Source organism: Paraburkholderia sp. ZP32-5, assembly GCF_021390495.1.
GTDB lineage: Bacteria > Pseudomonadota > Gammaproteobacteria > Burkholderiales > Burkholderiaceae > Paraburkholderia.
Genome location: NZ_JAJEJP010000001.1, coordinates 2,433,182 through 2,450,073, shown reverse-complemented (window position 1 = coordinate 2,450,073; position 16,892 = coordinate 2,433,182). Strand labels below are relative to the sequence as shown.

The following is a 16,892-nucleotide window of genomic DNA, read 5'->3' as shown; positions in this document are numbered from 1 at the left end:
CGACGGGCGTGACGGCGTTTGCGAGAGCCGCCGTCGCGTGTATTCATAGGGGCTGCGTGGTCCTGTCTGAAAGCCGCTTGCGTTCACATACATGAACGACTATTCTTATTCATGAACTCAGAATAGGTGATGAATACACGCGGTTCAAGCACGCGTGTCGCCCGTATTTGCGGGAATGCGGGTTTTCCTTAGGCTTTTTTCAGGGGCGCTATGGCAGTGGCGAACGATCCGGATGTCAAGAGCGCACGGCGCGTCGTCGAAATCTTCCAGCTGTTCGCGGAGCTTCGGCAGGCGGTGCCGCTTGCGTTGATCAGCAAGCGTCTGGAGTTTCCGAAGTCGAGTTGCCTCGCGCTGCTGAAAACGCTCGAATCGAACGGCTATCTGTATCGCGTGCACGATTCGGCGGATTACTATCCGACGCGCCGGATCTTCGACGAGGCGCGCATCATCGTCGATAACGACCCGCTGTTGTCACACGTGCGGCCGATCTTGCAGGAACTGTGTAACGAAACCGGCGAGACGGTGTTTCTCGCCAAGCGCGTCGGCCATCAGTCGCATTACCTCGAAGTCGTGCAGTCCGGTCAAACGCTGCGCTATGCGGCCACCGTCGGCGAAAAGCGGCCGTTGCATATCGGCGCGGCGGGGCAGGCATTGCTCGGTGCGATGGACGACCCCGCGCGCGACGCACTAATCGAAGAACTGCATTTCGAGCAATACGCACCGAATACGGTGACCAGCAAGACGCGCTACAAACGGATGATCGAGCAGGGCAAGGAGCGCGGCTGGTTCGTATCGATCGGCGGCTATCAATCGGAAGTCGCGTCAGTCGGACACTATGCGTGGATTCACGGCGAAGCGTATGCGATCGTCGTCGGCGCACCGACTCGTCGCGTGAAGGGTAATGAAACGTCGATCGGCCGGGCGGTCGCGAAGTACTGCCAGAAGATTTCGGATCGCGCGTAGCGTGGCATAGCGTGGCGCTTGCGCGCGAACCTCGCGCGCGGCACCGCGCGGTGCCGATGTATCAGCCAGCGCGCAGCACGGCCCACAACTCGGCGGCGCTCATTTCGTCGAGCGACAGCACCGCGTTGCGGATCTGTTCGGCGCGGGCCCGGCTCACGCTCCAGCACGCATTGTCGAAGTACTTCGCGACGATCTCTTCATTGCTCAGCGCCCGTTCGCCGGCACCTTTGTTGATCCGGTAATAGCGCCGGTGCTGCCGCCCATCGTCGGTATCGACGATGATTCCGCCCGAGTAGAAAGCGGGGAACGCGCTGTCCGTGTCCGCTACACACTCGACGCGCGCCGATAACGCGAGGATGCGCGGATCGGCAAGCGCATCGGGTTCCAGTTCGGCGAGTCCGAAGCGCCCGCGCACGAGCGAGGCCGCCGCCACATACTGCGCGCTGAACTTCGCTTCGTAGTTGGTACGCGGGCATCTTTTCGCGTCGAGCGGTTCGGTGACGATCGGCATTACCGGTTGCGGCAGCAGCGCGCGAATCCGGCTGATCCGCTGCGGGTCGATGCTGGCGTCGCGTGCGAGAGCCGCGCCGGCTTCCGCGATCGAATGCAGGAAATGGCACACCGGGTAGGGCTTGATCGCCATCTGCTCGGTTTCCCAGATCTCGCCGAGGCCCGCGCGTGCCATTAAGTAATCGACGTCGCCCGCATGTTGCTGCAGGTGCGAATCGAACAGACCATAGCGGCCTTCGTAAGGGCGCGACGGCGCGACGAAGCCAGCCTGCGCGAGGCGCGCCGCGGTGATGCCACCTACGCCGCCCCAGCCCGGATGCAGCCGCTTGGACCATGTGCCTTCTTCGAGAAACACCTGCACGCCGGATGCGGTGCTCGCGGCGATGCCTTGCGCCGCGGCAAGTTGCGCGGTGTCGAGCCGATACAGGCGGCCCGCGATCAACGCGGCCGAGAAGTGCGACAGCACGCCGGTCGGGTGATAACCGGCGCGATGAAAACCACCCTTGGCCGCCGCGCCGAGCCGCGTGGCGACTTCCATCCCGACCACATACGCGGCCAGCGCCGCGCGTCCGCTCGCGCCGGTTTCGTGCGCAACCGCGAGCGCGGTCGGCGCGCAGAACGCGCTGGCGTGCACGATGCCTTTCATATGCGTGTCGTCGTAATCGAGTCCGTGCATCAGCGCTGCGTTGAGCAGCACGGCATTACGCACCGTATGGGTGTCGCCGCAACCGATCACCGGAGTCGTGCCGCTTTCGCCGAGCGCATTGATGCCGCGCAATATCACGCTCGCGAATTCATTGCGATGCGACGCCAGCGCGATGCCGATCGTGTCGAGAATCAGATGCTTCGCGCGCACGCGAACGCGGTGCGGAATATCGTCGGGTTCGAGCGAGTGCGCGAACGCGGCGAGCGTTTGCGAAAGCGTGCGGCTGCTGGACGCGGTACTGGCCGCGCTGGCTGGCGTGCTCATTGTGCTGATCATCGTGAACTCCATCGTGCGCCGCGCCGTTCACGTTCAGTAAAAACGCGGCGCGCGAAAGCGTGGATCGACAGGATTCACGTTATAGGTCGCGACGCATCACAAGCCAAGCAGGATTTTTCGCGCAATACGTTGCAGGCATCCGCGATAACCCGAGTCTTTGCTGTCGCTTAAATCGACGTTCAGCACATCAGAATTCCGGATGACGCGAATATCGACGATGCTCAACAAAGCGTGTGACGCGATGTTTTCATGCGGCACTCTGATGCGGGACTCTCATGCGGCACTTCACGCGGCGCGAAACATAACATACGAAGATTGGAGACAGACATGCTCGAAGCTCCGCTACGAAACTGGATCGGCGTACTGGCATTGCTGCTCGCGCTGTTGCCGATCGCGTCGCGCGATGCGTGGGCTAGCGACCCCGCATTGGTCGCCGCGGCGAAGAAGGAAGGCGCACTCGTCGTGTACGGATGCGATCCGCCGCAAACCCCGGTGTACCTCGAAGCATTCAAGAAGCTTTACCCGGAAATCAAGGTGAGTTCCTACGTGGCGGGTTGCTGGCAGATCTATAACCGCCACATTGCCGAACGTAAGGCAGGCAAGCAGGCCGCCGATGCATTCTTCTCACTCGAAGACGTGTTCACGCGAATGCAGAACGAGCATCTGCTCGATCCTTATCATTCGCCGGAACTGAAGAACTTTCCCGCCGATGCCGCGCCACCCGGAAAAGATTTCCAGCGCGTAAAGACGCTGATTCTCGGCATCGCCGCAAACAAGGCCTATCTGAATGGGATGAAGCCGCCGCAGGACTGGATGGATTTCGCCGCTCCGGATAAGGCATGGCAAAACCAGATTACGTTTTACGATCCGCGCACATCGTCGGCGGCGTTCTCGCTATTGGCCACGCTGTACCAGAACTTCGGCGAACAACGGACCGTCGCGATCTACCAGGGGCTCATCAAGTCAGGCGCGGAACTGACGCCGACCACACCGGCCGGTCTCGCGAAAATGCTCTCTGGCGAAAAGCCGCTGATGTTCTATGTGGTCAACAACCACTATAGCGGCGCGGTCGCGAAGGGCGCGCCGCTCGAATTCATCGTGCCGAAATCCGGCACCGTGTCGACGCCGTTTTCGGTCGCGGTACTTGCAGGCGCGCCGCATCCGGCCGCGGCGAAACTGTTCGTCGATTTCATGATGAGCGACGCGCAGACGATCATCCAGAAGGCGAATGAATACGCACTGCGCAACGGCTCACCGCCGCCGCGCGGCATGCCCGATCTCGCGACGGTGAAGGTACTGCCGCTCGATATCGACGCGGCGTTGAAGCAGCAGACGCAATTGATCGAGCTGTGGCAGAAGGCCACCGGCATTCAGTGATTAAGTGATTCAGTGGGTAGATGAGTGATTAGAGGCCGACCATGTCGATCGTCGTTCGCCGGTTGCAAAAGTCCTATGGCGCGCAGCCGGTGCTGAAATCGATCAGCGAGAGTTTCGCCGACGGGCAGATCTCGGTGCTGCTCGGCGCGAGCGGTTGCGGCAAGACCACCACGCTGCGCTGTATCGCCGGACTGGAGCGGCCTTCCGGCGGCGAGATCGTGATCGCGGGCAAGACCGTGTACCAGGCGATGCCCGCCGTGTGGGTCGCGCCTGAACGCCGTCACGTGTCGATGGTGTTCCAGTCGTACGCGATCTGGCCGCATATGACGGTGTTCGAAAACGTCGCACTGCCGCTGCGCGCGGCGGGTGTCAAAGGTGAGCGGGCGCGCGACGCGGTGATGGAGACGCTGCGGCTCGTCGGGCTCGATACGTTCGCGTCGCGCGGTGCGACGCAATTATCCGGCGGCCAGCAGCAACGCGTGGCTCTCGCGCGCGCGATCGTCTCCGAGGCGCCGGTGATCCTGATGGATGAACCGCTGAGCAATCTGGACGCGAAACTGCGCGTGGAAATGCGTGTCGAGATTCGCGCACTGCAACGGCGCCTTGGCCGCACGATCCTGTTCGTCACGCACGACCAGGAAGAGGCGATGTCGATCGCCGATACCGTGTACCTGTATCACGCGGGCGCGGTGATTCAGCGGGGCGCGCCGAAGGATCTGTACGATTTTCCCGCCACGCGTCATGCAGCGGAGTTTCTGGGCCGCGCGAACATCATCGCGGATTACCAATGGCAAATGGGTGCGAGCGGCGCGGTGTTCGCGCTGCCCGGCGGCGTGACGTTGCCCGCGTCGCTCGCGCAGCCGCCGCGCGCGGGTGAGCTGCTGTGCATCCGCCCGGAGAAGTGGCGCGTGCGTGAAGCCGGCGCGCCTCGCTCGATTGCCGGATACATCACGGAGGCGAGCTTCGTCGGCAATCGCACCGAGTATCGGATCGATACGCCGTTCGGCCCGATGAGCGCCGTGCAGCTCGACGCGGGTCCGCGCCAGCCGGGCGATCTCGTCGGCATCGAGGTGGCCGCCGACGATATCCGCGTGATAGGAGCGTGACGTTGGCCGACCTGCCTCTTGCCGAGCGTCACGAGATGCAACGCGACCGGTTCATGCGGCGCTTGCCGGCGCTCGTCGCGATCGTACTGATCTGCTGCGGCGTCGTGGTGCTCGTGATCGCGCCGCTGTGCGCGGTGCTGTATCGCGCGGTGTTCGATGCCGACGCGGCGACACCTTCGCTGACGAGCCGTTACCTCGTCGAAGTACTCGGCAAACGGATCTACTGGGACGCACTCGCGAACACGCTGCTGGTGTCCGGCGGGGCGGCACTGCTTGCGACGCTGCTCGGCGTGTCGTTCGCGTGGATCTTCGAGCGCACCGACACATGGATGCGCGGCGTGCTGCAATGGATCAGCCAGTTGCCGATCTTTATTCCGCCATTCGTCGGCGCGGTCGCGTGGGCGTTGCTCGCCGCGCCGCGCAGCGGCGTGATGAATCATCTGCTCGTGGCGCTCGGTTTGCCCGGCGCATTGAATGTCTATAGCCGCTGGGGGATGCTGATCGTGATCGGCCTGTACCTCGCGCCCTACGTGATGATGATCGTCGCGGCCGCGCTGCGCGGCATGGACCCGAGCCTCGAAGAAGCCGCGCAGGTCTGCGGACTCACGCCGTTGCAGACGATGCGCCGCATCACGATTCCGCTGCTTACACCCGCCGTGCTATCGGGCGCCGTGCTGTCGTTCACGATCGCGATCGGCCTGTTCGGCACACCGGTCGTACTCGGCTGGTCGCGGCAGATCCTGATGCTGACGTCGCGCATCTGGATCGGCTCGCAGGAAGTGCCGCCGAACTACGGCGTGATGGCCGTGCTGTCGATCTATCTGCTCGCGTTGTCGAGCTTTACTACGTGGCTGCAACGCGTGCTGATCGGGCGGCGCGTATATACGACCGTCAGCGGCAAGGGCTTTCGTCCGCGCGTCGTCGAATTGCGCGGTTGGCGCTGGGCCACCTGCGCGCTCGCGGCGCTCTATGTGCTGGCAACGATCCTCGCGCCGATCGCGATCCTGATCGCCGCGGCGTTGTCGCGCTATACGTGGTCCGGATCGTATTCGCTCGGCACCGCGCTCGGCTATCTGCAATCGGACGACGTGTGGTTCACGCTGCAAAACAGTGTGTTGATCTCGGTGGTGTCCGCGAGCGTCGCGACGCTGATCGGCATCGTGATCGCGTGGATCGTAGTGCGCACGCGTTTGCGCGGCAGAGGGCTGCTCGAATACGTGGTGCTGCTGCCGATTTCGATGCCGGGCATCGCGTTCGGTGTCGGCATGCTGCTGTTCTGGATCAACATGCCGCTGTCCGTGTACGGCACCACGCTGATCATCGTGTTTGCGTTCGTCGGCCGCTTTACCGCGTATGCGGTGCGTTCGGTATCGGCGAGCCTGATTCAGGTGCATCCCGAACTGGAAGAAAGCGCGCGCGTATGCGGCTATGGACCGCTGCGCACGTTCACACGCATCACGTTGCCGTTGATTCGCGCCAGCGTGGTCGCCGCGTGGCTGCTGCTGTTCAGTTTTTTCATGACCGAGCTGTCGATGGTCGTGATTCTCTACACCGCGCAGGACCGCACGTTCTCGGTACTCGCATTCGAAGCATGGAACGTCGGCGACTTCTCGCGGCTCGCCAGCTATTCGCTGCTGCAGATGGCGGTCGGCATCGTTTTCATGGCGATTCTGAAGACCTGTTTTCGTAGCTGGAGTGCGCCGCGTTCGATGCAGCCGGTTACGCCGAATTGAAGTGCCGAGCACTGAACCGAAGCACTGAACCGAAGCAGACAGCCGTCTGCGCAAACCTGCCCGCCAACGGGCGTCTGGAGGAGCGGATATGAAACCGAAGAACATGCTGATGGACACGATGAAGTCGGGCCGCACCGCGCTCGGCGTGTGGGCGAACGATCCCGAAACCGCCGAGCTGTGCGCGCATCTCGGCTTCGACTGGATCATGATCGACATGATGTTTACCGGTATGGATTTCCATGACGTGCAAAACATGATCCGCACCTGCGAGGCGGCCGGCATCACGCCGGTTGTGCGGATGCAGACCAATCCGTGGCATGGCTACGATGCGCGCATCGGTGTCGATCTGTCGCGTCTGCAAGGCATGGGTGCCGAATACGTGCTGATTTCGCATTCGGGATTGCAGGAGATCGACGAGGCGCTCGAGATCGCGCGCGACTGGCACCGCCGCGCGTTGTGGATTCATCCGTTCAATAGCCGCGAATGGGAGCAGCGCACCGACGAGATGGCGCAGGCCACCTACATCATTCCGCACGTCGAGAGCCAGGGCGGCATCGACGATTTCGACAAGGTACTCGATCACCCCGATCTGAAGATGTTCTTCTTCGCAATGACCGATCTGTCGAAAGTACTCGGCGGCAATGCGAAGAAGCCGGACTTCAATAGTCCGGAGTTATGGAAGCTGGTGGACCGTGGTGTGAAGAAAGCGCACGAGCGCGGCATCATGGTCGGCGCGAATACCAGCTACGCGTACACGCTCGATGAAATGCGCCAGCGGGTCAAACGGCTGCACGATGCGGGCATGAACTTCATCATGATTCAGGGCGCGCAGTTTCTGTTCCAGGTCGCGATGATGGAGTTCCTGCCGAATGTGCGCAAGGATCTCGGCCTCGTCTGAATGCGTCGGCAACGGTGTCGCGATGAACCGGCACGCCGGAAGGCGTAACATAAGTCACGCGCATGTCGTGACGGGTTGCGACATTCCCGCGCCCCGGTTTGCCGCTGAGGAGACATTCGACGCTATGGCGACGCATTTCGATCTGACCGATATGCAGTTGATGGTGAATATCGGCGATTCACTGAGCCTCACGCGGGCCGCCGAAAAATCTCATCTGTCGGCGCCGGCCGCCAGCATGCGGATCAAGAATCTCGAGGACTATTTCCGCACGCCGCTGCTGTATCGCACCAATCAGGGCGTGACGCTCACGCGTTCCGGCGAGGAGTTGATGCGGCACGCGCGCATCCTGATCGCGCAGGTCGAGCAGTTGCATGGCGACATGCAGGAGTTTGCGCGCGGCGTCAAAGGGCGCTTGCGCGTGCTCGGCAATACGACCGCGATGATGGAAGTGATGCCGGACATCCTGTGCCGTTTTCTCGCTTCACATCCGGACGTCGATCTCGAACTGCGCGAAAGCGGCAGCCAGGCGATCGCGAAAGCGGTATCCGATGGCGCCGCCGACGTCGGCATCGTCGCCGGTTGCCCGCCCGCGGAAAACCTTCACTATCTGCCGTGCCGCGACGATCGTCTGGTGCTGATCGTGCCGCAAGGTCATGTGCTGGATGGCCGCGACGCGGTGGCTTTTATCGAAACGCTCGCATTCGATTACGTCGGCCTGTCCGAATGGAGCGCGATTCACGCGTTCCTCGTGCGGGCCGCCGCCGAAGCCGGACGGCCGTTTCGCTTTCGCGCGGAGATGGGCAATTTCGACGCGGTGTGCCGGATGATCGAGGCAACGGTCGGCATCGGCGTGATTCCCGATTCAGTGGCGCGCCGGCTCGTGCCGACCATGCGCATCAGCGCGATTGCGTTGACCGATAGCTGGGCGTTGCGGCGCCTGCATGTCTGCGTGCGCGACTTCGATGCACTGCCTTTGTTCGCGCGCGATCTGGTCGAGATGTTCGCGGCCGAGGCGACGGTGGGGAAGGTGAAGGAATCCGAAGCGCAGTTGTAGCGCGCGCAAGCCGCTACGACGCCGCCTTGAGCCGGGTACGTTTCGTATTCGGCAACGGCTCGTGTTGCATCGGCCCCTTGATCAGTTCGCTCATCGCATCGCGCACCCAGCGGTTGGCCGGCTCGTGATGAAAGCGCGGATGCCAGTGCAGATAGAAGTCGTACTTCGGCGCGGGGAAGGGCAGCGGCAGCAGCTTGACGTTGACGAACTCCGCGAAGCGTCGCCCGACGGCCTGCGGCACCGCCGCGATCATGTCCGAGCCGGCGACGACGAACGGCACGCCGATAAAGCGCGGCACGCTGAACCGCACGTTGACGTGAATCCCGAGCCGTTCATGCGCGCGCACGAGCACGTCCTGCTCGCGGCCTTCCGGATGCACCAGCACATGCGCGGCCGCCCGGTACTGATCGAGCGATAGCGTGTCGCCGATGTGCGGATGATCGTCGCGCGCGATGCACACATACGAATGCCGGTACAGCGCCTTGCGCTTCAGCGATTCGCTGTGCAAACCCGGAAAGTAGCCGATCGCCAGATCGACGTCGCCGCTCGCCAGACCTTCTTCGAGCTCCGGCATGCTGAGCGCGACCGTCTTGATGCTCACATGCGGCGCGGCCTTGTCGAGAAAACTCTGCAACCTCGGCAGAAACACCATCTCCCCGATATCCGACATGCACAGCACGAAGCTGCGCGACGACTCGGCCGGGCGGAACTCGGGCGCCGGCAGGATTTCGGTCTGCACCAGATCCAGTAAGCGCGCGACCGGGTCGCCGAGCGCCTGCGCGCGCGGCGTCGGCTGCATACCGCGCGCGGTGCGCACGAACAGCGGATCCTCGAACAGCTCGCGCAGCTTCGACAGCGCGTAGCTCATCGCCGGCTGGCTGAGCCCAATGCTTACACCGGCCTGCGTCACATGGCGTTTTTTCAGCAACGCATCGAACACTTTCAGCAGATTCAGGTCGACCTGACGAATATCCATGGTTTGGATGATGCCTATCGATGTCACATAATTGACGGATTTTATCGCGGTTCCTAACATCGTTTCCACAACAAAGGAGTGAGACGCCATGTCCGATGGACGCAAGCCGCAACGCCCGTTGCGCAGCAATTTCCCGCGTGGTTCCTACCTTGGCGCGGTGCGCGCCGCTCAATGGCGCAATCTCGGCATCAGCGAGGAAGACCTCGACAAGCCGAAGATCGCGATCGTCAACTCGTCTTCCGAACTCGCTACCTGTTTTAGCCATCTCGACGGCATTGCCGCGCAGTTGAAGGACGCGATCCGCGCGGCCGGCGCGCTGCCGTTCGAGATTCGCACCGCGGCGCCGAGCGACTTCATTACCGGCGCGGGCGCGCGTGGCGCGTACATGCTGGCGGCGCGCGATCTCGTCACCAACGACATCGAAGTCGCTGTCGAAGGCGCGCAGCTCGACGGCATGGTGTGCCTCGCATCGTGCGACAAGACGGTGCCCGGTCAATTGATGGCTGCCGCGCGGCTGAATATCCCGACCATCGTCGTCGCGTGCGGCTATCAGCCGAGCGGGGAATATCGCGGCGAGCACGTCGATATCGAGGACGTGTTCGTCGGCGCGATGCATACGCTGACCGGCAAGCTGCCGGTCGAGGACCTGATCGGCATGAGCCAGAACGCGATTCGGGGCCCGGGCGTGTGCTCGGGTCTCGGCACCGCGAACTCGATGCATATGGTTAGCGAAGCACTCGGCATGTCGTTGCCGGGCAGCACGCCCGTAGCCGCGAACAGCGCGCGGATGTTCTCGTTCGTGCGCGAAGCGGGCGCGCGCATCGTCGAGATGGTGCGCGACGATCTGAAGCCGCGCGACATCCTGACGCCTGGTGCGTTTGCGAATGCGGTGAAGACGGTGCTCGCGGTCGGCGGCTCGATCAACACGGTCAAACATTTGCAGGCGGTCGCGGCAGAAGGGCAGCTCGACGTCGACGTATATGCGCTGTTCGAACAATTCGCCGCGCAGATTCCAGTGCTGACCGGCGTGCGTCCGGTCGGCTCGCACACGATCGAACAACTGGAAGCGGCCGGCGGCGGACGCGGCGTGATGAAGCGGCTCGAAGCATGGCTCGATACCGGCGCATTGACGGTCACGGGTCGCACGGTGAAAGACAACCTGAGCGACGTACAGATCGCCGACGACGACGTGATCCGCGCACCTGAGCGCGCGTTCGCGAATCATCCGGCGATCGTGCTGGTGCGCGGCAACCTCGCGCCGCAGGCCGGCATCGTCAAGTTCGGCATCTCGCCGACCAAGCAGCGCAAGTTCATCGGCGAGGCGATCTGCTTCTCGACCTCCGACGACGCGATCGCGGCAATCAAGGACGGCCGCGTGCAGCCGGGCAAGGTCGTCGTGATGCGCGGCGCCGGTGTGTGCGGCGGCCCAGCGATGGGCGGCGGCGCGTCGCGCGTGGTGTTTGCGATCGATGGCGCCGGCTTGTCCGAGCAGGTCGCGATGCTGACCGACGGCCATCTGTCCGGTCTCGTCTGCAAGGGGCTGGTAGTCGCGGAGGTGGCACCGGAGGCCGCGACCGGCGGCCCGCTCGCATTCGTCGAAGACGGCGACACGATCGACATCGATCTCGATCGGCGCGTGTGCGATCTGAAGGTCGATGCGGCCGTGCTGGAGCAACGCCGTGCCGCGTGGCAGCGCCCCGCGCCGGTCAACGACACCGGCTGGCTGAAGATCTATCGCGCGACGGTCGGCACGATGCCGCAAGGCGCGGTGCTCGGCGCGGACCGCCCGGCGCGGGAGCGTTGACATGAGCGGCGAAACCGTAATCGACATCGGCACGGTGATCGAGCGGCAGCAGACCCGCCGCTTCGGCGTGCTGCTGATCGTCGCGATGGGCGTGATGATGATGACCGAGGGCTACGACCTCGCCGCGATGGCGTTCGCGGCACCGGCGTTGACCCGCGCGTGGCATCTCGAACACGGCGTGCTGGGTCCGGTGTTCGGCGCGTTCGTATTCGGCACGATGGTCGGCGCGTTCGCGCTCGGCTATCTCGGCGACGTGATCGGCCGCAAGCGCACGATCGTGATCGGCAGCGTCGTACTCGCGGCGTTCACGTTTGCCGCGTCGCGCGCGAGCGGGCTCGAACAGTTGCTGGTGCTGCGCTTTCTCGCCGGCATCGGCATCGGCGGCGTGGTGCCGAATGCGATCGCATACACGACCGAGTTCGCGCCGAAGCGCTGGCGCGCGACCTGGGTCACGCTGATGTACACCGGCTACACGATCGGCAGCAGCGTCGGCGGCTTCGTCGCCGCATGGCTCGTGCCGAAGTTCGGCTGGCAGGTGGTGTTCGTGATCGGCGGCATCGCGCCGATCGTCACGAGCGTGATGCTGTGGTTCGCGGTGCCGGAGTCGATCCGCTTCCTGACGCTCAAAGGGCGTCATGCCGAAGTCGCGCGGATCGTCGCGCGCATCGCGCCGGGTTTGGCGATTGCGCCGCATGCGCGCTTCGTGACCGGTGGCGACTCGCATAGCGACACGCACGGCCATAAGCAAGACGGCTCGCTGCGGCTGCTGTTCGCGGGCCGGTTGCGCGCGCTGACGCCGGTGCTGTGGGCCGTCTATATCGCGAACTCGATGGCGCTGTTCTTCCTCAGTAGCTGGCTGCCGGTGCTGATCGAAAGCGTTGGACTCGCAGCGCGCCAGGCGGCGCTGGTGTCGGCGATGTTCCAGCTCGGCGGCACACTCGGCGGCCTCGCGCTGATGCGCTTCGTCGATACGCGCGGCGCGATCATCATCACCGTGCTGCCGCTCGTCGGCACACCGCTCGTCGCGTTGCTCGGCACCGGACTGCCCGGTCCGATGCTGGTCGCCGCGGTGTTCCTCACCGGCTTCACGGTAGTCGGCACGCAATTTGGCCTGAACGCGGTCGCCGCGCTCGTCTATCCGACCGCGTTGCGTGCGAAAGGCACCGGCGCGGCGGTCGGTATCCAGAAGATCGGCGCGATCGCCGGGCCGGTGATCGGCGGCATGTTGATGTCCGCGCATCTGCCGGTCGAGCAACTGTTCTTCCTCGGCGCGGTGCCGGTTGCGTGCGTCGCGCTGCTCGCCTTCGCACTCGGCCGCCTGCATCGTCGTCGCGACGATGCCGCGCCGGATAACTCTCAAACAGGAGCAGCCCATGTCGCTTGAAGTCGTTCCCATCGATGCCGCGCATCCGGATTTCGTTGGCCTCGCCAGCGGCATCGATCTGACCGCGCCGGTCTCCGAAGCACTCGCCTGTGCGATCGACGCGGCGATGAACCAATACGCGGTGCTGGTATTTCGCGGCCAGCCGCTGACGCAGGATCAGCAGCTCGCGTTCGCGCGTTCACTCGGCCCGCTCGATCTCGGCTTCAAACGCGTTGCGCGTCCGCATGCGCGGCTCGCGTATCAGGAGCTGGCGGATATCTCGAACATCGACGAGTCCGGACAGATCGCGGATCGCGCGCATCGGCGCATCGTCGGCAATCTCGCGAACCAGTTGTGGCACAGCGACAGTTCGTTCCAGCAGCCGGCCGCGCGCTATTCGATGTTGCATGCGGTGGTCGTGCCCGAGTCCGGCGGCGAGACCGAATACGCGGACATGCGCGCCGCGTGGGACGCGCTCCCCGAGCACGAGCAACGCGAACTCGAAGGCGTCGAAGCGGAGCACTACGCGCTCTATTCGCGCTTTCTGCTCGGCGACACCGATTACACCGAAGAGCAACGCAATGCGCTGCCGCCGGTGCGCTGGCCTCTGGTGCGCGAGCATGCCGGCTCGGGCCGCAAGCATCTGTTCATCGGCGCGCATACGACGCATGTCACCGATCGCACGATCGCCGAAGGGCGCGTGCTGCTGATGGATCTGCTCGAACACGCGACCGCGCGAGCGTTCGTGTACTCGCATCGCTGGCAGCCCGGCGATCTGGTGATCTGGGACAACCGCTGCACGCTGCATCGCGGACGTCGTCACGATCTGTCGGTACGCCGCGAATTGCGGCGCGCGACCACCGTCGACGTCGACCGTCACGCCATGCCGCAAATGGCGGAACTCGAACCCACTGACGGAGCGCATTAAATGCAGCTGAACGACGACGAACAGGCGATGCTCGGCGGCCGCGACGGTCCGGCCGTGCAGCGCGCGATGGATCTGCTGGTGCGCTACGGCGAAGCGCTCGGCGCATCGCGGCTGGTCGACACCAACAACGTGTGCGGCACGGTCGGCGCAACGATGCCGTTCCTGCGCGATTACGCGGTGAAGCACGGCGGCCTCGACGCGGTGTTTTCCGAATTCAACCTCGATAGCCCCGAAGTGGTCGAGGTGCCGAAGGCGAAGGTATTCAGCAGCCATCTGCAGCAAGGGCTCGATCTGCTACACGCGGAGCGTCAAGGCATCGACGGCGAGATCGTGAAGCTCTACCGGCAGGGCGAAGCGTTCACCGGGCGCCTGGGCATCCAGCCGCTCAATACCTGCGCGCCGTATCTGACCGGCAATGTGCCGGTGCGCGGCGAGCATTGCGCGTGGATGGAATCGTCGGCGGTGATCTATATCAACGCGGTGCTCGGCGCGCGCACGAACGCGGAAGGGCGCGAGAGCACCGGCGCCGCGATGCTGACCGGCAAGATTCCGTACTGGGGCCTGCACCTCGATGAAAACCGTGGCGGCACGCATCTGATCGAACTCGATATCGACGTGAAGACGGTGCAGGACTGGGGTCTGCTCGGCTATTACGTCGGCGAGATCGTGCAGGACCGCATTCCGGTGATCGACGGGCTGCGCGATGTGCCGAACCTGCCGAAGCTCAAGCACTTCGGCGCGGCCGCGGCTTCGTCGGGCGGCGTCGAGATGTATCACATCGTCGGTCAGACGCCGGAGGCACGCACGCGCGACGAAGCGTTTCGCGGCTGCAAGCCGATCGAGACGATCCGCTACGGCGCGGCCGAACGGCGCCTCGCGTACGAACGCGTGAACACCACCGCGAAAGACGCGCAGGTCGACTTCGTGATGCTCGGCTGCCCGCACTATTCGATCGAGCAGATCTGGGAGGTGTGCCAGTTGCTCGAAGGCCGGCGCCTCAGCGCGAATACCGAACTGTGGATCTTCACCGCGCGCGCGACGCGCCAACTCGCGGACCAGGCCGGCTACACGAAACTGATCGAGGACGCCGGTGGCGTGCTGATGACCGACACCTGCTCGGCGATCGGCCGCGTGATGCCGAAGGGCACGCGCGTGGTCGCGCTCGACTCGGCGAAGCAGGCGCACTACCTGCCCGCGATCATGGGTGTGCAGGCGTGGTTCGGCACGACGGCGGACTGTATCGAGGCCGCGGTGAATGGCCGCTGGAGTGGAGGGCTCGCCGCATGAGCACGCAGGACAACACAACTAACACGGTAGTGCGCACGGCAACCAGCGCGACAGCCGATGCGTTCGATGAACCGATCGTACTGCGCGGCCGCAAGGTGGTCGGCGGCTATATCGAGGGCGAGGCGCTGGTCACGCGCGATCGTATCTCAGGCTGGGGCGGCATCGACCCGCGCACCGGCACGATTATCGAGACGCGCCACGAACTGCGCGGCCAGAGCTTCGCGAACAAGGTGCTGGTGTTTCCCGGCGCAAAGGGTTCGTCGGGCTGGTCGAGCCAGTTCCATATCGCGCGGATCGCGGGCACCGCGCCGGCCGCGATGCTGTTCAACGAAATGACCACGAAGATCGCGCTCGGCGCGGTGGTGAGTCACGCGCCGTCGCTGACCGACTTCGATACCGATCCGCTCGACGTGATCGAAACGGGCGACTGGGTGCGTGTCGATGCCGAGCGTGGTGTCGTCGAAGTGCTCAAGCGTCGTCGTGCGTGACCTGGTGACCCACTGACCGGCTGACTCACTACGCAGCCGACTGCTCCCCCGATTCCGCCGCCCGGGCCAGCCCGCGCGCACCCGCCATCTGCTTTTCAAGGAGAAAACGTTTTGAAGACTGGTACTCGCATCGTCCGCCGCAACGGCCAACCGACGGGCTGGAAGCTCGACGCCGACGTGTGCATCGTCGGCGCCGGCATTGCCGGCACGTCGGCCGCGCTCGAAGCCGCCGCGCTCGGCCGCAAGGTCGTGCTGGTGGACAGCCTGCCCGCGCTCGGCGGTCAGGCGGTCAATTCGATCATCGGCACGTTCTGCGGGCTGTTTTCGAACGGACCGAAGCGCTTCCAGGTCACGCACGGCATCGCGGACGGCATCCTGCGCGATCTCGGCGACAAGGGCGCGCTGCACTATAAGGAAGGACCGTTGACGACGGTGGTGCTGTACGACGAAGTCGCGCTCGCGCGCTGGATCGAACAGAAGATTCTCGACGCCGGCATCACGGTGGTGCTCGGCGCGGTGCTGCGCGACGTCGTGCGCGAAGGCCGGCGCGTGCGCGAACTCGAAGTCGCGACGCGTTACGGCGACGTGCGCATCGCCGCGAACGGCTTCGTCGATGCGAGCGGCGACGCGGCGCTTACGTGGCTTGCCGGCTTCGACTGCCAGGAGCCGGAAACGCCGATTCGCGGCACGCAGATGATCGTGCTGGAAAACCTCGACGAAACCGATCTGCCGACACCGCCCGTATTTCGCGAGCGTGTCGAAGAAAAGGCCCACCAATATGGGCTCGAACGCAAGGACGGCCTCGTGTTCTATTTCCGCGGCCGCAATATCGGCATCGCCAACATGACGCACATCGAGACGCCGCTCGAACCGATGGCGGCCTCGCGTACCGCGCTGGTCGGGCGCGACCAGGCGGACCGTGCGTTCGAATTCCTGCGTGGCGAGTATCCGCATATCTATCGCAACGCGCACATCCGCAGCTACGGATTGCCAGGCATCCGGCAAACGCGCTGGATCGTCGGCGCGCAGCAGTTGAGTTCCGAAGACGTGATTGCCGCGCGACAGTTTCCCGATGCGGTCGCACGCACGTCGTGGCCGATCGAACTGCACGATCGCGCCGAAGGCTACGAATGGAAGCCGTTCGGCGACGACCATCTGCATACCGTGCCGTTCGGCAGCCTTGTCGTGAAGGACGCGGACAACCTGATCGCGGCCGGCCGCTGTATCGACGCCGACGCGACCGCGCTGTCGAGCGTGCGCGTGATGGGGCCGTGTATCGCGATGGGCGCGGCGGCCGCGCATGCGTTCGATCTCGCGGACGGCGGCAGTGTTCATAACATCGATCGCGCGCTGCTGCGCGAGCGGCTCGCCGACAACGTCGATCGCATCGATCCGCCGCATCTGAAGGACTGACGCACGACTT

The 16,892-nt window shown here is 64.2% G+C and carries 14 protein-coding genes; 12 read left to right on the top strand and 2 right to left on the bottom strand.

Annotation, left to right across the window (positions count from 1 at the left end):
* Positions 1 to 210: 210 nt before the first annotated feature.
* Positions 211 to 963: an IclR family transcriptional regulator gene (locus L0U82_RS10365; protein WP_233830550.1), complete on the top strand. Its 753-nt coding sequence runs from the start codon at positions 211 to 213 to the stop codon at positions 961 to 963.
* A gap of 61 nt (positions 964 to 1,024) precedes the next feature.
* Here L0U82_RS10365 and L0U82_RS10360 read toward each other — a convergent pair whose 3' ends face one another.
* On the bottom strand, positions 1,025 to 2,455 hold the full coding sequence (locus L0U82_RS10360; RefSeq protein WP_233830549.1) for an MmgE/PrpD family protein: 1,431 nt from the start codon (positions 2,453 to 2,455) through the stop codon (positions 1,025 to 1,027).
* Between the two features lie 327 nt (positions 2,456 to 2,782).
* Between L0U82_RS10360 and L0U82_RS10355 the strand changes: the two genes are divergently transcribed.
* The 5 genes from L0U82_RS10355 to L0U82_RS10335 all read left to right on the top strand — a co-directional run bounded on the left by L0U82_RS10355 (position 2,783) and on the right by L0U82_RS10335 (position 8,623).
* Positions 2,783 to 3,832, top strand: coding sequence for an ABC transporter substrate-binding protein (locus tag L0U82_RS10355; protein ID WP_233830548.1), 1,050 nt, complete (start codon positions 2,783 to 2,785; stop codon positions 3,830 to 3,832).
* A 41-nt stretch (positions 3,833 to 3,873) separates the two neighbouring features.
* On the top strand, positions 3,874 to 4,938 hold the full coding sequence (locus L0U82_RS10350) for an ABC transporter ATP-binding protein (RefSeq protein WP_233830546.1): 1,065 nt from the start codon (positions 3,874 to 3,876) through the stop codon (positions 4,936 to 4,938).
* 2 nt (positions 4,939 to 4,940) lie between these two features.
* Complete coding sequence (locus L0U82_RS10345) at positions 4,941 to 6,671, top strand: ABC transporter permease (RefSeq protein WP_233830545.1); 1,731 nt, start codon at positions 4,941 to 4,943, stop codon at positions 6,669 to 6,671.
* A gap of 88 nt (positions 6,672 to 6,759) precedes the next feature.
* Entirely contained in the window at positions 6,760 to 7,569 is an 810-nt protein-coding gene (locus tag L0U82_RS10340; protein WP_233830544.1) for an aldolase/citrate lyase family protein, read from the top strand.
* Positions 7,570 to 7,693: 124 nt separating this feature from the next.
* Positions 7,694 to 8,623: a LysR substrate-binding domain-containing protein gene (locus tag L0U82_RS10335; protein WP_233830543.1), complete on the top strand. Its 930-nt coding sequence runs from the start codon at positions 7,694 to 7,696 to the stop codon at positions 8,621 to 8,623.
* 13 nt (positions 8,624 to 8,636) lie between these two features.
* On the opposite strand, the gene L0U82_RS10330 is transcribed toward L0U82_RS10335, so the two are convergent.
* Positions 8,637 to 9,599, bottom strand: a complete 963-nt coding sequence (locus L0U82_RS10330) for a LysR family transcriptional regulator (RefSeq protein WP_233830542.1) — start codon at positions 9,597 to 9,599, stop codon at positions 8,637 to 8,639.
* A gap of 88 nt (positions 9,600 to 9,687) precedes the next feature.
* Here L0U82_RS10330 and ilvD point away from each other — a divergent pair, with 88 nt between their 5' ends.
* The 6 genes from ilvD to L0U82_RS10300 all read left to right on the top strand — a co-directional run bounded on the left by ilvD (position 9,688) and on the right by L0U82_RS10300 (position 16,882).
* Positions 9,688 to 11,403, top strand: a complete 1,716-nt coding sequence (ilvD, locus tag L0U82_RS10325) for a dihydroxy-acid dehydratase (RefSeq protein ID WP_233830541.1) — start codon at positions 9,688 to 9,690, stop codon at positions 11,401 to 11,403.
* A gap of 1 nt (position 11,404) precedes the next feature.
* A complete protein-coding gene (locus L0U82_RS10320; RefSeq protein WP_233830540.1) occupies positions 11,405 to 12,787 on the top strand; it encodes an MFS transporter in 1,383 nt (460 codons plus the stop codon).
* A complete protein-coding gene (locus tag L0U82_RS10315; RefSeq protein ID WP_233830539.1) occupies positions 12,777 to 13,694 on the top strand; it encodes a TauD/TfdA dioxygenase family protein in 918 nt (305 codons plus the stop codon). The genes L0U82_RS10320 and L0U82_RS10315 overlap by 11 nt, the downstream gene beginning before the upstream one ends.
* Positions 13,695 to 14,981: an aconitase X gene (locus tag L0U82_RS10310; RefSeq protein ID WP_233830538.1), complete on the top strand. Its 1,287-nt coding sequence runs from the start codon at positions 13,695 to 13,697 to the stop codon at positions 14,979 to 14,981.
* Positions 14,978 to 15,469: an aconitase X swivel domain-containing protein gene (locus L0U82_RS10305; RefSeq protein ID WP_233830536.1), complete on the top strand. Its 492-nt coding sequence runs from the start codon at positions 14,978 to 14,980 to the stop codon at positions 15,467 to 15,469. The genes L0U82_RS10310 and L0U82_RS10305 overlap by 4 nt, the downstream gene beginning before the upstream one ends.
* 111 nt (positions 15,470 to 15,580) lie before the next feature.
* Positions 15,581 to 16,882: an FAD-dependent oxidoreductase gene (locus tag L0U82_RS10300; protein ID WP_233830534.1), complete on the top strand. Its 1,302-nt coding sequence runs from the start codon at positions 15,581 to 15,583 to the stop codon at positions 16,880 to 16,882.
* Positions 16,883 to 16,892 lie beyond the last annotated feature (10 nt).